Consider the following 13,887-nt stretch of genomic DNA (forward strand, 5'->3'; position numbering starts at 1 on the left):
ATGCCGAAGTCACTATTTCCTGGACTCCTTGTAGGCGTCCACGACTTCTCTCGGGTCGCCGTCCATTTCCAGCACGCCTTTATTGATCCAGATGACCCTGCTGCAGGTATCCAGTATCGATTTCATCGAGTGCGAGACAAGGAAAACGGTACCGGCGTTCTCGCGTATCTCACGGATGCGGGCCTCGCTCCTCTGCCGGAATCGTTGGTCACCGACCGCAAGTGCTTCATCCACGATGAGGATCTCGTGCTGCTTGGAGGCGGCGATGGCGAATTTCAGCCGCGCCTGCATGCCGGATGAATAGGTCCGCATGGGAAGGTCGATGAACTCTTCCAACTCGGCAAACTCGACGATGTCGTCCCGGAGCCCGTTGATCTCCTGCTTGGAGAACCCCAGCGCGAGTCCGCCCAATTGAATGTTCTTTTCCCCCGAGAGGTCCGGGATCAAGGCCGCCCCCACGCCCAGCATGTTCGGACGAGAGGAGGCATAGACGGCACCCTGCGCTGGAGGCGTCAGCCCGACGAGCGTGCGCATCAGCGTGGATTTGCCGGATCCGTTCGAGCCAATGACCCCGATGGATTCATTTTCGTAGGCGGTGAAGGAGATTCCCTTCAGGGCGTGGACTGTACGGAGCCTGCCGGCTCCCCGCTGCAGCAGGGATCGCCCGGTGCCCTTGACCGGCTTTCCGCCGGCATGGACGTAGTACTTCACATGCAGATCATCGACGACGACCACGGGTTTACGGGCGGCGCCGGCAGCATCTGTGCCCATCAACGCTTCTCCAGTCTTAGTCGACTCGGCCATACCGCTCCTCAGCCACCCAAAAGAACAAGACTCCGGCAACGAAGACCGCTACGGACCAGACGGAAAAGTAGAGCCAGTACATCGGGTTGTAGTCCAGTCCCGGCATGAGCATGCCCCGGGCGATGGAGAGAATTTCGTGGAGGGGATGGAAGTCAAACAGCATGACCGCCCACGGGTACGGCTGCAGAATGCGGTCGATGGCGAACAGCACGCCGGAGGTGTAGAAAAGGATCCGGGTGACGAGCGGCAGTAGTTGGGTCAGGTCTCTGATGTGGACCGTAAGTCTGGCTCCGATCAGGGCTACGCCCAGGTTGAAGACAGTAAAGATGGCGACCAGAGGGATGATCAGGAGCCATTCCACGCTAATGGGGGCTCCGAGTATCAGAATGTAAACGAACATCACGCCTAGCATGGGCACCAGCGTCATGAGTTGCTGGATAACCGTGGAGACGGGCAATGTGATGCGCGGGAACGCCAACGATTGAACCAGGGCCCCGTTGCCCGTGATGGACTTTGCCCCGTTGGTCATCGAGTTCGAGAAGTATTCGAACAGGAAAACACCAATCACGACGTACATCGGAAAGTTCTCGGGTCGGCTGGCACCCTGCAGAACGCCGAAGATTGCCCCATACATCAGCGCGTTCAACGTGGGCTTGATGAACACCCAGAGCATGCCCAGTCGGTTGCGCTGGTTCGACGCCTCGATCTTGTACCTCGCCATGGCGATGGCGAAGTCACGACGGGTCCATGCTTCCGCGAGATAGCGGAAAAGCGAAGGGCGGGCACCGACTCGGTGGAGGCGGTTCTCGCTCGCATATTCGGCAAGGCTCATGCCAGGTAGTTTCCCTTACTTACAGGTGGACGGTGGCGTCGCCACCCCTGAGGGACCGGCGGTGCACCTACCGAGTTTAGATGATTCAGCCCCGAACCGCGGATTCGCCCTCCCGGAAGAACACGCGCAGTTCAAGGCTGTGCTGGCCCGCGGCGTCCTGGACGTAGATGGCTTTCCCCCCAATCCCCTCCAGCGCTCCCGTCCCCGAGCCCGGAATGATGTGCCCGTCGCTCGCGGCAGCCTCGCCCTCCGCGAGGCCCCAGTGCTGGATCACCATCGTGCCTTCGCGGCCATCGACGGAGCCGGTGAACACCTCGGAGGCAACGTATCCGGCTCCGGTGCTGTTGCCGGCCATCAGCAGTTCTGCGCGGCTGGTGCCTGTGATCAACCCGTCAAATACTTTGGTCACGCGGACCCGGCTCAGGTCCGAGCTTGTCCCCTCGACTTCATAGGGTTCCGGCACCCAATCGGTGACGTCGAAGTCGGCGGCGATGATGTGTTCGGCGTCGGTCATGATGCCCTGTTTCTCCTAGATCAGTTGCCGAGCGCGTCAGAAGAGTCGCTGGTCATGAGAGTCGGCGTATTTCTTGCGGAAGAGCTTGCGGGTTTTCGGATCCAGAAACACCAGATACAGCGCGAAGGCGACGGCAACGATGCAGGCGAGGAGCCGCGCCATGTCGAGGTCGAATTCGATGTAGGGGAAGATGTCCAGCTGATCGGTGATCGCGTAGATCATGAGGAAGGACGTCACGGCGTAGACGGTCTGGACCTGCCAGTCGTTCCGGATCCCGGTGGCCGCAAACAGCGGCAGCAGCCACACGATGTACCAAGGCTGGATCATCGGACCAAGCAACACCACGGCGCCCAGCGCCAGCGCGAGCCGACGAACAATCCGGTCGTAACTGCCGCGGAACATGGTGTAGAGCACAATCAGCACGGCCACGATCCGGCCGCCCGTGTAGACGGCGGACTGCACCATCGCGCCGTCGAATCCCAAGCCGCCGGAGATCAGTCCCAGGAAGATCCCGAGCAGCCCGACCGGGGCGTACCAGATCATCAGGCCGGCTCCCTGCTGGCTGAGGGCCCCGACCCAGCCGAATCCCAGTCCGTTGATCATCCCGAGTATCGCCAGCAGCCCGAAGGAAATCCCGGCGGTCAGGGCCCAGTAGCCGAATTTGCGCGGCCAACTGGCTCCCTTGCCCGCCCACAACAGGCCGACAAACGGCAGGAAGATCAGGGTGATCGGTTTGATGCCAATGGAGAGTGTCACCAGCAGGATGCCCAGCAGGACCCGTCGGTTCGCCGCGTAGTAGAGACCTGCAAGAGCCAGCCCCAGCATCAAGGCGTCGTTGTGGATGCTGGCGATGAAGGTGGTCAGGAACAACGGATTCGCGCAGGCCAGCCACAACGCCCGGTTGGGGTTGATGCCGTGCAGTTCGGCGAGCTTCGGTCCGTAGTAGACGCACATCGCGGCACCGGCGATGGCGAGGATCCGGAACATGATGATGGAGTATTCAGGGTGGCCGCCGGTGAGCCAGACGATAAATTCTTCCATCCAGAGAAAGATCGGCCCATAGGGCGTGGGGCTGCGTGCCCAGAGGTCGTCGGCTCCGGTCTGCAGATAGTTCTGCAGCTGGTCGTACCCGTCCACGTACGGATTGAGGTTGTTGACCATGACTTTGCCTTGGGCAATATAGGCGTACACGTCACGGCTGAACAGCGGGATACACAGTGCCAGCGGGGTGCCCCAAGCAACGATGGCGGTGAGCGTTGCCCGCCGCGCGGACGCGCCCCAGACGGTGAACTGCTGGCCGAGCCGCAGCCAGGCCCGGACCAGGATCATCCCTCCTAGGGCGAGCAGGATCACCGAGAGGATCACACCGACCAGTTCCACCCGCAGGAAGATCAGCAGCGGCCAGCGCCGCAGTTCGGACACCGAGGCCAGCCACCCCACGCCCAGCGACCCGAGGAACATCATGATCGAGCCGATGGCGCCCTCAAGGATGCTCCGGGTAGACCGTTCCTTGACTACACTTCCGCTGCGTGAGCTGGAAGGTTCAGTCGCGGGTCTTTGGGCAGTCATCTTCTCGGCGGTCCAATCACTCCGGGGTCAGTACACCTGGTCCGGTGCGGCGCGTGCCGCGGGGGTGGTCTGCACGCCTCGGAACGGTCAGTCGAAGGCAGCGTGGGAGGCACGCCTGCTTGAGGTGCTCTCTGCATGTTAGCACCGGGCCGGCGGCATTCCCTGCCGCCTGTCCCGCGCGCCAGCACGCCGACGCGATACATTTATCGGGTGCCAATCTCTAATGAACATATTGTCTGGATCGACTGCGAAATGACCGGACTGGATCTCGAAGCCGACGCGCTCATCGAGGTCGCCGTCCTGGTCACCGACTCGGAACTCAACATCCTTGGGGAGGGAGTCGACGTCGTCATCAAGCCCACCGCTGAGGCCCTCGCCCAGATGAACGACTTCGTCCGCACAATGCACACCACCTCCAAACTGCTGGACGAACTCCCGCACGGCATGACGATGGCCGAGGCCGAAGACAAAGTGATGGAATACATCACCGAGTGGGTTCCCGAACCCCGCAAGGCGCAGTTGGCGGGCAACTCCGTTGGCACGGACCGGACCTTCCTGGCCCGCGACATGCCCCGCGTCATTGATCACCTGCACTACCGGATCATCGATGTTTCCACGATCAAGGAACTCTCGCGCCGCTGGTTCACCCGGGCCTACTTTCAAGCGCCGGCCAAGAGCGGCGGACACCGGGCACTGGGCGACATCAAGGACTCCATCAATGAGCTCCGGTACTACCGGCAGGCCGTCTTCGTCCCCTCCCCCGGCCCGGATTCGGCCACCGCGAAGAAGATCGCCGCAAGCATCGGCGCCACGTCCGGGGACTAGGATGTTAGCTGCGCCACTTTCGCTGCGGGAATCGCCTAAAGTGGCAAAAGCCAGATGAAAAGCATGTAAACTAGTCTGCGTTGCCTTACTGGTTGGAGACCGGCAGGAACCGCTGGAGCGGGGCCCGTCGGGAGGAACAAGAGGGCACGTGGTGGGTATAGCTCAGCTGGCAGAGCGCCTGGTTGTGGTCCAGGAGGTCGCGGGTTCAATCCCCGTTACTCACCCCGAAGGTCCGGCAGCCGCCGGCAGGCAGAGCCGTCCCGACGCCCGGGGCGGCTCTTCGCATGTCCGGCCGCGACGGCGGCGCCTCGCGCTGACATCCTGAGCGAAGGAGAGAAATGACCGTCCGCCCCGTCACTATCACCGGCGAGCCGGTGCTGCACCGCCGTGCAGCCGAGGTCGACAATTTCGACGACGAGCTCCGCGCGATCATCGCTGACATGTTCGAGACGATGGACGAGGCCCACGGCGTAGGACTGGCGGCTCCGCAGATCGGGGTGGGACTGCGGATCTTCACCTATGAATTCGCGAACGACGACGACGTCCCGCCGCGGGGCGTCCTGGTCAATCCCACACTGGTTCTCGGCAAAGTCTCGGGTGCGGAACCCGATCCCGACGAGGAAAACGAGGGGTGCCTGTCCGTGCCCGGGCACAGCTATCCCCTGAAGCGGGCCGAGTGGGCACGCGTCCGGGGGTTCGACGCAGACGGCAGCCCGGTGGATTTCGAGGCGACCGGCTGGTTCGCCCGGGTGATGCAGCACGAGTACGACCATTTGGACGGCAAGCTGTACATCGACCGGCTCAACGACCGGTGGGGCAAGCGCGCCCGCAAGAACATCAGGAAGGAAGGCTGGGGTGTCCCCGGCAACACGTGGCTGCCGGGAGTCGATCCGGACCCGTTCGGCCACTAGCCGTCCGCGGCCCTCGAGCGCAATCCGATCGCCAGCCCCAGACACCAGCTCCTGGTCAGCTGTCCGTGAGACTGGACCGGTGGTCCTTTTCGCAGCGGTGCAGATCTTCCAGCGCGATGTCCCGAAGCCGTTTGAGTTCGTCGACGCGCTTCGACGTCACATTGCCGCGGGCGTACGCGTCGTGCGCCGCGTCCAGCAGCCGCTGGGCCTCCTTGTAATTGACCTGCGCCCGTTCCCAACGCGTCATCTCTACCATGCGGCCATTGTAGGAACGGCGTCGCCGCAAAGCCATAGCGGCGGCGGCAGTGCGGGCGCCCGCAGCAGGCATGGCCATCCCGATCGCTAACCCAGGGGCGTTCCCGAACCCACCGGCCGCTTATCGACGGAGGCCGGCGGCATTCGCATGCCGCCGGCCCCGCCGTCGTTATTGCCGTTTAAGGGCGATCAGACCGTCTCGGCCACCGGTTCCAGAACGGCCGGGAAGATCTTCGGGTTGACGCCGGCAATCTCCTCAAGCACGCGGACCACCTGGCAGCTGTAGCCGAACTCGTTGTCGTACCAGACGTAGAGCACGGCGTTCTTGCCGCTGGCAATCGTGGCCAGGCCGTCCACGATCCCCGCACGGCGGGAGCCGACGAAGTCGGTGGAGACGACCTCGGGAGAGTCGATGTAGTCGATCTGCTTCCGCAGGTCCGAGTTCAGCGACATACCGCGCAGGTACTCGTTCAGGCTTTCCTTGGTGGCCTCCTGTTCCAGGTTCAGGTTCAGGATGGCCATGGAAACATCTGGGGTGGGGACGCGGATGGCGTTGCCGGTGAGCTTGCCTTCCAGCTCCGGCAGGGCCTTGGCCACGGCCTTGGCCGCGCCGGTCTCGGTCAACACCATGTTCAGCGCGGCGGAGCGGCCGCGGCGGGAACCCTTGTGGAAGTTGTCGATCAGGTTCTGGTCGTTGGTGTAGGAGTGCACCGTCTCCACGTGGCCGTGGGCAATGCCGAACTTGTCGTTCAGCGCCTTGAGGACCGGGGTGATGGCGTTGGTGGTGCAGGAGGCGGCGGAGACGATCTTGTCCTCGTCGGTGATGTCTGCATGGTTCACGCCGTGCACGATGTTCTTCAGGCCGCCCTTGCCGGGAGCGGTGAGGAGCACGCGGGAGACGCCGGGGCACTGCAGGTGCTGGGACAGCCCGGCCTCGTCGCGCCACTTGCCCGTGTTGTCCACCACGATGGCGTCCTTGATGCCGTACTGGGTGTAGTCGACGGACGCCGGGTCGTTGGAGTAGATGAACTGGATCAGGGTGCCGTTGGCCTGGATGGTGTTGTTTTCTTCATCCACGGAGATCGTGCCCTCGAAGGGGCCGTGCACCGAGTCGCGGCGGAGCAGGCTGGCGCGCTTGACCAGGTCGTCGTCGCTGCCCTTGCGGACGACGACGGCGCGCAGGCGCAGGCCGTGGCCCCCGCCGGCGTGCCCCACCAGGATCCGGGCCAGCAGCCGGCCGATGCGGCCGAAGCCGTAGAGCACCACGTCCGTGCTGGTGCGCTCATCGGCGCCGCGCTTGCCGACGATGTCCGCGAGCTCGGTGCGCACGAAGTCCTTCAGCTCGGCGCCGTCACCCTCGTTCTTGAACTTCACCAGCAGGCGGGCCAAATCCACGGAACCCGCGCCGAGGTCCAGCTCGCTCATCGCCTGCAGCACCGGGAAGGTCTCTTCCAAGGGCAGTTCGGCGTCGTCAATCTGGCGGGCGAAGCGGTGCGCCTTCAGGATGCCCACCACGGACTGGTTGATCAGGCTGCGCCCGTGGATGGAGGTGACTACGTTGTTTTCGCGGTACAAGCGCCCGATCATGGGGATCATCGCTTCGGCAAGTGCCTCGCGGTTGGTCCACGTATCCAGGGCCGACTCTGACATCTGGTTCACAGAATTACCTTCCTACATCAGCCGGGTTCTCCCTCGAGCCCGGTTGTCACCGCCGTGGATTTTCACGACGACGCCGGGTGACCCGACAGTCTGTCCGGCCACACGGCACGCCACCGCCAAGTGCCGGCGGGAAGCTTGCGGATCGGCCCGTTCCCGTCGCCGACCCTCGATCGGCGGCGGCTAAGGTCTATCCATTGTCCATTCTAGAGACTACGCGGAGCAGGGACGCACCGTTACAGGTGAACTGCCTCACGTTAGGACGCGTTGACCTTTTGACGGCTGGTCCGTTCAACCGTCCCCGAATAGCCGCTGACGACATGAGTGGATAGGCGTCGAATGGCACTCTCGAAGACGGGCAACGCCAGCACCACAACGGTAGCTGCGGTCAGGGCAAGGCTGAGGGCCAGGACGCCAGCACTCCCCAACAACCCCTGAAGCGGGGGAAGAAACGCTCCAGCGGTCAGGACGAGGAATCCGTGCAGCAAATAGATAGCCAGGCTGTGCCGGCCCCACCGTGCGAGCGTGCCGTCCCGATCTGGCGACACGCTGACGAGGACACATATTGCCACCGCCGCCAAGAGAAGGAGGCCTGCTCTCGTCGCGATCCCCGCGGGATCCGCAACGTCAAGCCTTTCGAAGCTGAACGAGCCATAGAACCACTGGTGCGGAATCTTCAGGCTGTACACAAGCCACCAGCCGGCCAAGGCTGACATAAGCGCAAACCCTTTCCAGACCACCGGAGCCGCTGCCAGCGCTCCCACCAGACGCTTGCCGTATGCAGCTCCCAAGACAAAAAATGGGAGGAAGACCAGCGTCCGGGATGCTGACAGGGAATAGCCGAGCCCGTCCAAGCTTCCAACACACACCGCGATGGCGATCGACGAAATGACCGCAGCCCGGGGGAACCGCAAGACCACGGGGAGGAGCAGAAGCCACCACGCCATCCCCAGCAAAAACCACAGGATCCAGAACGGTGTATCAAGGGAGAAGTTCCGGTCGAGACCCAGCAGCCGGACGAAAACGAAATACGCGGCTTGGAAGGCCACCAGAATCACCGCGAACGTTCCAATCCGCTGACCCAGCCGCGTGGTCTTGGCCGTCACTCCAGCCAGGAACACGAAGGCCGGCATATGGAACATGTAAATCCCGGTCAACGCCAAGCGCGTACCGTCCGCACGCCAAGTAGCAGTGGCTTCCAGGAAGTGGCCAAGCACAACGGCGAAGATCAGCAGTCCCTTGGCCGTGTCCAGTCGGTGGTCTCGCAAAGTCGGCGTGGCGGGCATCCGGACATCCTACAGGCGGTGGTCCCTCCGCTCAGGGACGCACCGCCGTCGGCGGTTCAACGGATCAGGCTTTGAAGATGTCCTGCCGGACGCCCATGATGATTCTGTCGCCAGGATCCGCGGTCTTGAGGTAACGGACCACGTTCTGGAGGTCCAGTGCGATGCAACCCGCCGTCGGTACGGGATTGGCGTGCAGGAAGATGGCGAACCCCGCGCCCTGCTTGATGGTTTGCCCCGGCCCGCGGTTGTAGTCGATCACCGCGCCCTGGCGGTAGTCACCGGTGGGCAGGCGCATGTAAAACCACATGTTCTCGTCCGGCCACCGTTCGTAGCCCACGGAACCGGCTTCGTAGTACTTGTTGTAGGAGGAGCCGAGCGTACCGGACCATCTGGACCGCTTGTTCAGCTTCTTGTACTTGAGGTCCGTGCCGGGGTTACCCTCACCGAATGCCTCATGGACTGTGAAACTGCCCTGCGGGGACCACCGGTACTGGGTGTGCCCGGATGCCACTCCAGGGCGCTTGAACCCCTGGAGTCCCACGGTCGCCTTGCCCGTTTTCCATTCCTGCTTGTAGACGGAGCCAACCCGCACGCAGTTGACAAAGCTGGCCTTGGAGGTTCCGTACGTCTCCGCGATGGTGAAGGAGATGCGGTTGGCCCAGTTGTGGGCGTAGCGGGTCTTGTGCGCGCCGATGGCCCAGCACTCATTCTTTGGGTACATCACGGCGCCCACCCGGGCCGCCACCAGGGAGCCACCCTGGAAAACCTGCGTGGTCTTGCCGCTGCGCTTCACGGCGTCCTGCAAGGGGTAGCCCAACGTGCCGTTCTGGCTGCCGCGGGCCGTCCAGCTGTAATTCATCTGTGCAGTCAGGATCCTAGCGCCAGTAGAGGGCGAGTACGCGACCGTCCCCTTCTGGAAGAACTGGACACATCCCCGGGACTTGAGGCCGCACTTCAGGTCCGCCGTCGGGTAGCCCATGGTCCCGTGTTCATATCCTGCGGCCGCGAACTTCTTGTAGATCGGGTGCTGGAGGTCGGTGCTACGTGCACCGGTTTTCGCCGTCCAGTAGATACCGATGCGCTTGGTGCTCTTGGAGGACGGCTTGTAGGTACGGACGCACCCGTTGTCCACCAGGCGGCAGTTGAAGTCGTTGACGGCCACCAGGTTGTGCAGCTTAGCCTTCGCCTCGATGGCCTTCTTGCCGGCGACGATGTGCGGGGGCGTGTAGCTGATGGTGCCGCCCTGGAATTGCTGCGAGGCGCTCTTGTCGGGGGCAGTCTTCATGTCTGCGATGGGATAGCCGTACTTGCCGTTTTCGTACTTGGCCGCTTGGAATGCCTTGTAGATGGGGTGCTTAAGGTCCACGGCGTAAGCGCCCGTCGCCGTAGACCAGTAGATACCGATCCGCGCCGTCCCGCCGCTATCCGTGTAGGTACGGACGCAGCCGTTGTGCCTGAGCGTGCAACGGAAGTCGTTGACCGGGCTGAGCTTCAAGGCCGTGGCCTTCGCGGCGATAGCCTTCTGCCCAGCTGCTACATGCGGCGGCTCTGCCACCGGCTCATCTGTCGGCGGAGTTTCCTGCGAATCGCTCTGCTGCACGAGCGCCTTGGAACGCTCCCCTGGTGCTTTCCCCGGTTTTGTGGGCGGCACCGAAGGTATCGGGGTCGCGGGAACGGCTGTCTCCTCCAACGCGCCGCTGGATGGGTCCGCCGAAGTCGACGGTGCAGGAACAACGTTGGTTGATGTCGGCTCGGGTGCCGGACTCATTTCGCCGATTGGGCCCTCGGTCGGGACGGGGCTTTCGACAACGTTCGGCATGCCGTCCGGCGTTGGATCACCGGGAGCCGGTGCCGGGGAAGACTGGCTGGCCGGTGCCGCCTCGCTGGAAGCGAAGGCCGGCAGCGTCGAGGCGAGCAGCGTCGTGAGGACTGCTGTTGTCAGGCCAACGCGCAACATGGAGCGCAGCGAAGTAGGCGACAGCGAAGGGCGGTTCATAGTTCCCCCGGCGAGAGATGCAGGCTGGCGATGGAACCAGCTGAGACTGTATCGACCACTGTCGTCTTCGACCCGTGAGATGTAAGGAGAACGCCGGTGAAGTGGTTCCGAGCCGCGACAGCCACTCGCCTCTGGAAGGCGGCCAACAGCTGGAGCAGCTGGGAACCGTGCCCAAAGCACTTGCCCCAGCGCCTACCGGGAATGGGACGGGTTGGTCTGTAAGCCGGGTTCTGTCACCTGCGGCAGTTGCCCGCCGCCGGGTGGCGATCATCCATCTAGGAGCACCGTTGCCGGTACCCTCAAGCGGCCTACCCGGACACTCGGGCGAGCAGCCCTCGAACGTGCCCTGTCTGGCCTTGCTCCGGGTGGGGTTTACCTAGCCGTCCCGGTCGCCCGGGTCGCTGGTGGTCTCTTACACCGCCGTTTCACCCTTACCAGGCCCTGCCAAGCAGTCCTGGCGGTCTGTTTTCTGTGGCACTTGCCTGCGGGTTTCCCCGAGTGGGCGTTACCCACCACCCTGCCCTGTGGAGCCCGGACTTTCCTCGGCGGACTCGTCCTCGCGGACAGCCCGACGCGATCGCCCAGCCAACCCGTCCCGCCTTCAGGATACGGCCTGCCGGCCCGTCACCCGTAATCCTCCCCTTCTGCCGTTTCCCATCGGAAACGACGACGGCGGACCGCCTTTCGTTCGGCAGCGCCGTCCGACGGTAGGCTCTTACGGTGCTGATTCTTCTTCCGCCTTCCGAAGGGAAAACCGCCGCCGCGAAGGGACACCCGTTCGAGCTGCAGGACCTGCAGTTTCCGCAGCTGAACCCGGCCCGCGAGGAAGTGCTGGCGGGCCTGGCCCACGTCAGCCGGAGCCCTGAGGCGCTCACCCGACTGGGCGTCGGCGCCTCGCTGGCTGCGGAGGTGGAACGCAACACCCGGCTGCACGACGAACCCTCCGCCCCGGCGCACACCGTCTACTCCGGTGTGCTCTACGACGCCCTCGGCTACCGATCCATGACCGCGGCACAAAAACGCAAGGCGGACGCCGCCGTCGTCGTCATCTCGGCGCTGTGGGGCGCGATAGGTTTTGCCGACAGCATTCCGGCCTACCGGCTGTCCATGTCCGTGGGCCTGCCGGAAATCGGGAAGCTTGCCTCCTATTGGAAGAAGCGGCTCCCCCAGGCGCTGGACGCTCACGCGGAGGGCCACCTGCTGGTGGACTGCCGCTCGAGCACCTACGCCGCCGCGTGGACTCCCGACCCCGCCCGGACGGTCGTGGTCAACGTTTTCCAGGAGCGGAACGGCAAGCGCAGCGTGGTCTCGCACTTCGCCAAGCACACCCGTGGCGAACTCGCCCGGCACTTGGTCACGAGGCGCGGCAAGGCGCCCGAGACGCCGGCCGCGCTGTTGAAGGCGGCGCAGGAGGTCTGGCAGGCGGAACTTGTCGCAGGCACGGCCCGGAAGGCGCACGCGCTGAACGTCATCCTGGAGCCGTAGGGTTAACTCACCGGGCCCGTGCCGTGACCTAGGGGCGGCTACCGTACCCGAATACCCCGCTGACGCAGGAAAGTCTTAGCGCTTGCGGGCCAAGACCCTTGCGATCTCCGGGTCTTCGCGTTCAAACTTGGCCAACCCTGTCCCGGACTGTTGCTCGAAGACCTCGAAGCCGGACTCCTGAAGCTTCCGCAGGGTTTCAGCCGCCGGGATGAACCTGCGGAAGGACCGGAACCGGGCCTTCTTACGACTGGCGTCCAGTTCGGTCCGATGTTCCAGAGCGACGACGTCCCCGGGGGCCGCCGCCGATGCCAGTTGTTCGAAGAACCGCTGCCCCTCGATCTCCGTTAGGCCGTTCAGCAAGAATCGCGCGTAAAACAGCACGGCGCCGCTGTGGCGTACTCCGTTCCTGAGCGCTGCCAACCGGCCGTCCTCCAGCACGTCCCCCTCGATGACCTCTACTCCCTGCCGGCCGCCAACATGGGCATGCGCTGCAGCCACGGCGTAAGTGCTGGCGTCGATCGCAGTCACTGGCAATCCATTGTCAGCAAAGAAGACCGAGTCGCGGCCGTTTCCGCTGCCCACGTCGATGACGGACCCGATGCCGGTGGCGCCCGAATTTACCCACTGCGCAAAGCCGGATGGCGAGGTGACAGCGTCGTGCGCGTAGAAATCGTCCATGGCGAGGCGCGTCCGGTCCGTGTAGCTCAACAGGGCTTCGGAATCACGTCGCCTTCGCTCCTCGGTCCATTTGAAGTCGGGGTTGGGGATCCGCCAATCATCACCGTACACGTGGGCGACCACGCGGTCCGGGTGGCTCGGCACATTCACCGGGTGACCGCTCAGGGTTGATTGCTGCACTGGCAGAAAATCCGTTGTGGGGACTTCCTCGACTCCGACCGTGCCGAAGGGAAAACCGACAAACCCGTTGGGTTTGAGGAATAGGTGGGCGATGTCCACCATGTCGCGAGAACCGTGCCTGTCCCGAACGGCGATGCAAGAAGCCTTTGGCGTCACCTGGTATCCGGCGGCGATGAGTGCCCTGCCCACCTGTACGAATTCCTCGCGGGCTTCATCAGCCGTCGCTGTCTGGCTCAGGTAGGCGCAGTCCATGTCCTTGTCATGAGGAATGAACCCGTTCTCACGCACATATCCCAACAACGTGCCGCTGTAGAGGAACGCTTGGCTGCCGGTGACATCCTTGATCACTTTGGCAACCTCCCCGTACAGACTGAGCACCCCGTCCTGCCAGGCAAAGTCCTCGTTCTTGGGGAGAGGCCTGATCTTGCCCGCCCTGTCGAAGGCTTGTCCCTGCGCGAACCTGCGCTTCAGTGCCTCAACGTCTTCCTTGCCGTTTCGCAGGGACGGATGAGATGTTCCACCCGAGGGCATTCGCAATGCCTTGCCGCCGTACCGAACCGAGAGTTCGTCCGACTTTTTTGCGAACCGCCAGAGGTCGTACACACCGAACTCAAACGTCTTACGACCGTCAGAATCCACTTGGACGGGGGCAGTCATCACAGCCAAATCGTTAATGTAAAGCGTGACGTTCCCATCCACCAGTTCCGGCCCGGTGGCATGAACCTCGCCACCGATGCCGTCGATGGCAAGCAGAGTCACTTCTCCGACGTCCGATCGGAGAAATTGGCGATACAACTTCTTGACGCTCTGAATCATCGGACGAGTATACGTTATGAGTTCGTGTCCTGCTCGTTTTCGAAGTTCAAACCAACCGCTCGAAGGACGGTGTAAGGGCG

The 13,887-nt window shown here is 63.4% G+C and carries 12 protein-coding genes, 1 tRNA gene and 1 other RNA gene; 4 read left to right on the plus strand and 10 right to left on the minus strand.

What is annotated here, in order from left to right; genetic code table 11:
• Positions 1–12: 12 nt before the first annotated feature.
• The 4 genes from AC5RVV_RS02915 to mptB all read right to left on the minus strand — a co-directional run bounded on the left by AC5RVV_RS02915 (position 13) and on the right by mptB (position 3,719).
• A complete protein-coding gene (locus tag AC5RVV_RS02915) occupies positions 13–804 on the minus strand; it encodes an ABC transporter ATP-binding protein (protein WP_493999919.1) in 792 nt (263 codons plus the stop codon).
• Positions 788–1,636, minus strand: a complete 849-nt coding sequence (locus AC5RVV_RS02920) for an ABC transporter permease (protein WP_493999920.1) — start codon at positions 1,634–1,636, stop codon at positions 788–790. Before AC5RVV_RS02920 ends, AC5RVV_RS02915 begins: the two co-directional genes overlap by 17 nt.
• An 85-nt stretch (positions 1,637–1,721) precedes the next feature.
• Positions 1,722–2,150, minus strand: a complete 429-nt coding sequence (locus AC5RVV_RS02925; protein WP_493999921.1) for a DUF3224 domain-containing protein — start codon at positions 2,148–2,150, stop codon at positions 1,722–1,724.
• 36 nt (positions 2,151–2,186) lie between these two features.
• Positions 2,187–3,719, minus strand: coding sequence for a polyprenol phosphomannose-dependent alpha 1,6 mannosyltransferase MptB (gene mptB / locus AC5RVV_RS02930; RefSeq protein WP_493999922.1), 1,533 nt, complete (start codon positions 3,717–3,719; stop codon positions 2,187–2,189).
• A gap of 210 nt (positions 3,720–3,929) precedes the next feature.
• On the opposite strand from mptB, the gene orn reads away from it, so the two are divergent.
• From orn to def, 3 genes are all read left to right on the plus strand, one after another.
• Complete coding sequence (gene orn / locus AC5RVV_RS02935; RefSeq protein ID WP_493999923.1) at positions 3,930–4,544, plus strand: oligoribonuclease; 615 nt, start codon at positions 3,930–3,932, stop codon at positions 4,542–4,544.
• Between the two features lie 151 nt (positions 4,545–4,695).
• Positions 4,696–4,768, plus strand: a tRNA-His gene (locus tag AC5RVV_RS02940).
• 114 nt (positions 4,769–4,882) lie between these two features.
• Complete coding sequence (def, locus tag AC5RVV_RS02945; RefSeq protein WP_493999924.1) at positions 4,883–5,455, plus strand: peptide deformylase; 573 nt, start codon at positions 4,883–4,885, stop codon at positions 5,453–5,455.
• 55 nt (positions 5,456–5,510) lie between these two features.
• Here def and AC5RVV_RS02950 read toward each other — a convergent pair whose 3' ends face one another.
• From AC5RVV_RS02950 to rnpB, 5 genes are all read right to left on the minus strand, one after another.
• Positions 5,511–5,711, minus strand: a complete 201-nt coding sequence (locus tag AC5RVV_RS02950; protein ID WP_493999925.1) for a hypothetical protein — start codon at positions 5,709–5,711, stop codon at positions 5,511–5,513.
• Between the two features lie 188 nt (positions 5,712–5,899).
• The gene (locus AC5RVV_RS02955) at positions 5,900–7,360 is read right to left on the minus strand and encodes a glyceraldehyde-3-phosphate dehydrogenase (protein ID WP_494001266.1); all 1,461 of its coding nucleotides are present in this window, start codon (positions 7,358–7,360) and stop codon (positions 5,900–5,902) included.
• Between the two features lie 263 nt (positions 7,361–7,623).
• Positions 7,624–8,652: an acyltransferase family protein gene (locus AC5RVV_RS02960; protein ID WP_493999926.1), complete on the minus strand. Its 1,029-nt coding sequence runs from the start codon at positions 8,650–8,652 to the stop codon at positions 7,624–7,626.
• A 64-nt stretch (positions 8,653–8,716) separates the two neighbouring features.
• Positions 8,717–10,252, minus strand: a complete 1,536-nt coding sequence (locus tag AC5RVV_RS02965) for a L,D-transpeptidase family protein (RefSeq protein WP_493999927.1) — start codon at positions 10,250–10,252, stop codon at positions 8,717–8,719.
• A 599-nt stretch (positions 10,253–10,851) separates the two neighbouring features.
• Positions 10,852–11,241, minus strand: an RNA gene (gene rnpB, locus AC5RVV_RS02970) — RNase P RNA component class A.
• 127 nt (positions 11,242–11,368) lie between these two features.
• Between rnpB and AC5RVV_RS02975 the strand changes: the two genes are divergently transcribed.
• Positions 11,369–12,133 carry a YaaA family protein gene (locus tag AC5RVV_RS02975; protein ID WP_493999928.1) on the plus strand — a complete coding sequence of 255 codons (765 nt, stop codon included), beginning with the start codon at positions 11,369–11,371 and terminating at the stop codon, positions 12,131–12,133.
• Between the two features lie 75 nt (positions 12,134–12,208).
• Here AC5RVV_RS02975 and AC5RVV_RS02980 read toward each other — a convergent pair whose 3' ends face one another.
• Positions 12,209–13,807 (minus strand): LicD family protein, encoded by a 1,599-nt coding sequence (locus AC5RVV_RS02980; RefSeq protein ID WP_493999929.1) that lies wholly within the window; start codon positions 13,805–13,807, stop codon positions 12,209–12,211.
• Positions 13,808–13,887: the final 80 nt, after the last annotated feature.

Source organism: Arthrobacter sp. MDT2-34-1 (assembly GCF_059091365.1).

Bases quoted from the DNA above. Each gene is read 5' to 3' on its own strand.
- AC5RVV_RS02960 (WP_493999926.1), bottom strand. From the start codon at position 8,652: ATGCCCGCCACGCCGACTTTGCGAGACCACCGACTGGACACGGCCAAG.
- AC5RVV_RS02920 (WP_493999920.1), bottom strand. From the start codon at position 1,636: ATGAGCCTTGCCGAATATGCGAGCGAGAACCGCCTCCACCGAGTCGGT.
- mptB (WP_493999922.1), bottom strand. From the start codon at position 3,719: ATGACTGCCCAAAGACCCGCGACTGAACCTTCCAGCTCACGCAGCGGA.
- AC5RVV_RS02980 (WP_493999929.1), bottom strand. From the start codon at position 13,807: ATGATTCAGAGCGTCAAGAAGTTGTATCGCCAATTTCTCCGATCGGAC.
- def (WP_493999924.1), top strand. From the start codon at position 4,883: ATGACCGTCCGCCCCGTCACTATCACCGGCGAGCCGGTGCTGCACCGC.
- AC5RVV_RS02955 (WP_494001266.1), bottom strand. From the start codon at position 7,360: ATGTCAGAGTCGGCCCTGGATACGTGGACCAACCGCGAGGCACTTGCC.
- AC5RVV_RS02915 (WP_493999919.1), bottom strand. From the start codon at position 804: ATGGCCGAGTCGACTAAGACTGGAGAAGCGTTGATGGGCACAGATGCT.
- AC5RVV_RS02925 (WP_493999921.1), bottom strand. From the start codon at position 2,150: ATGACCGACGCCGAACACATCATCGCCGCCGACTTCGACGTCACCGAT.
- AC5RVV_RS02950 (WP_493999925.1), bottom strand. From the start codon at position 5,711: ATGGTAGAGATGACGCGTTGGGAACGGGCGCAGGTCAATTACAAGGAG.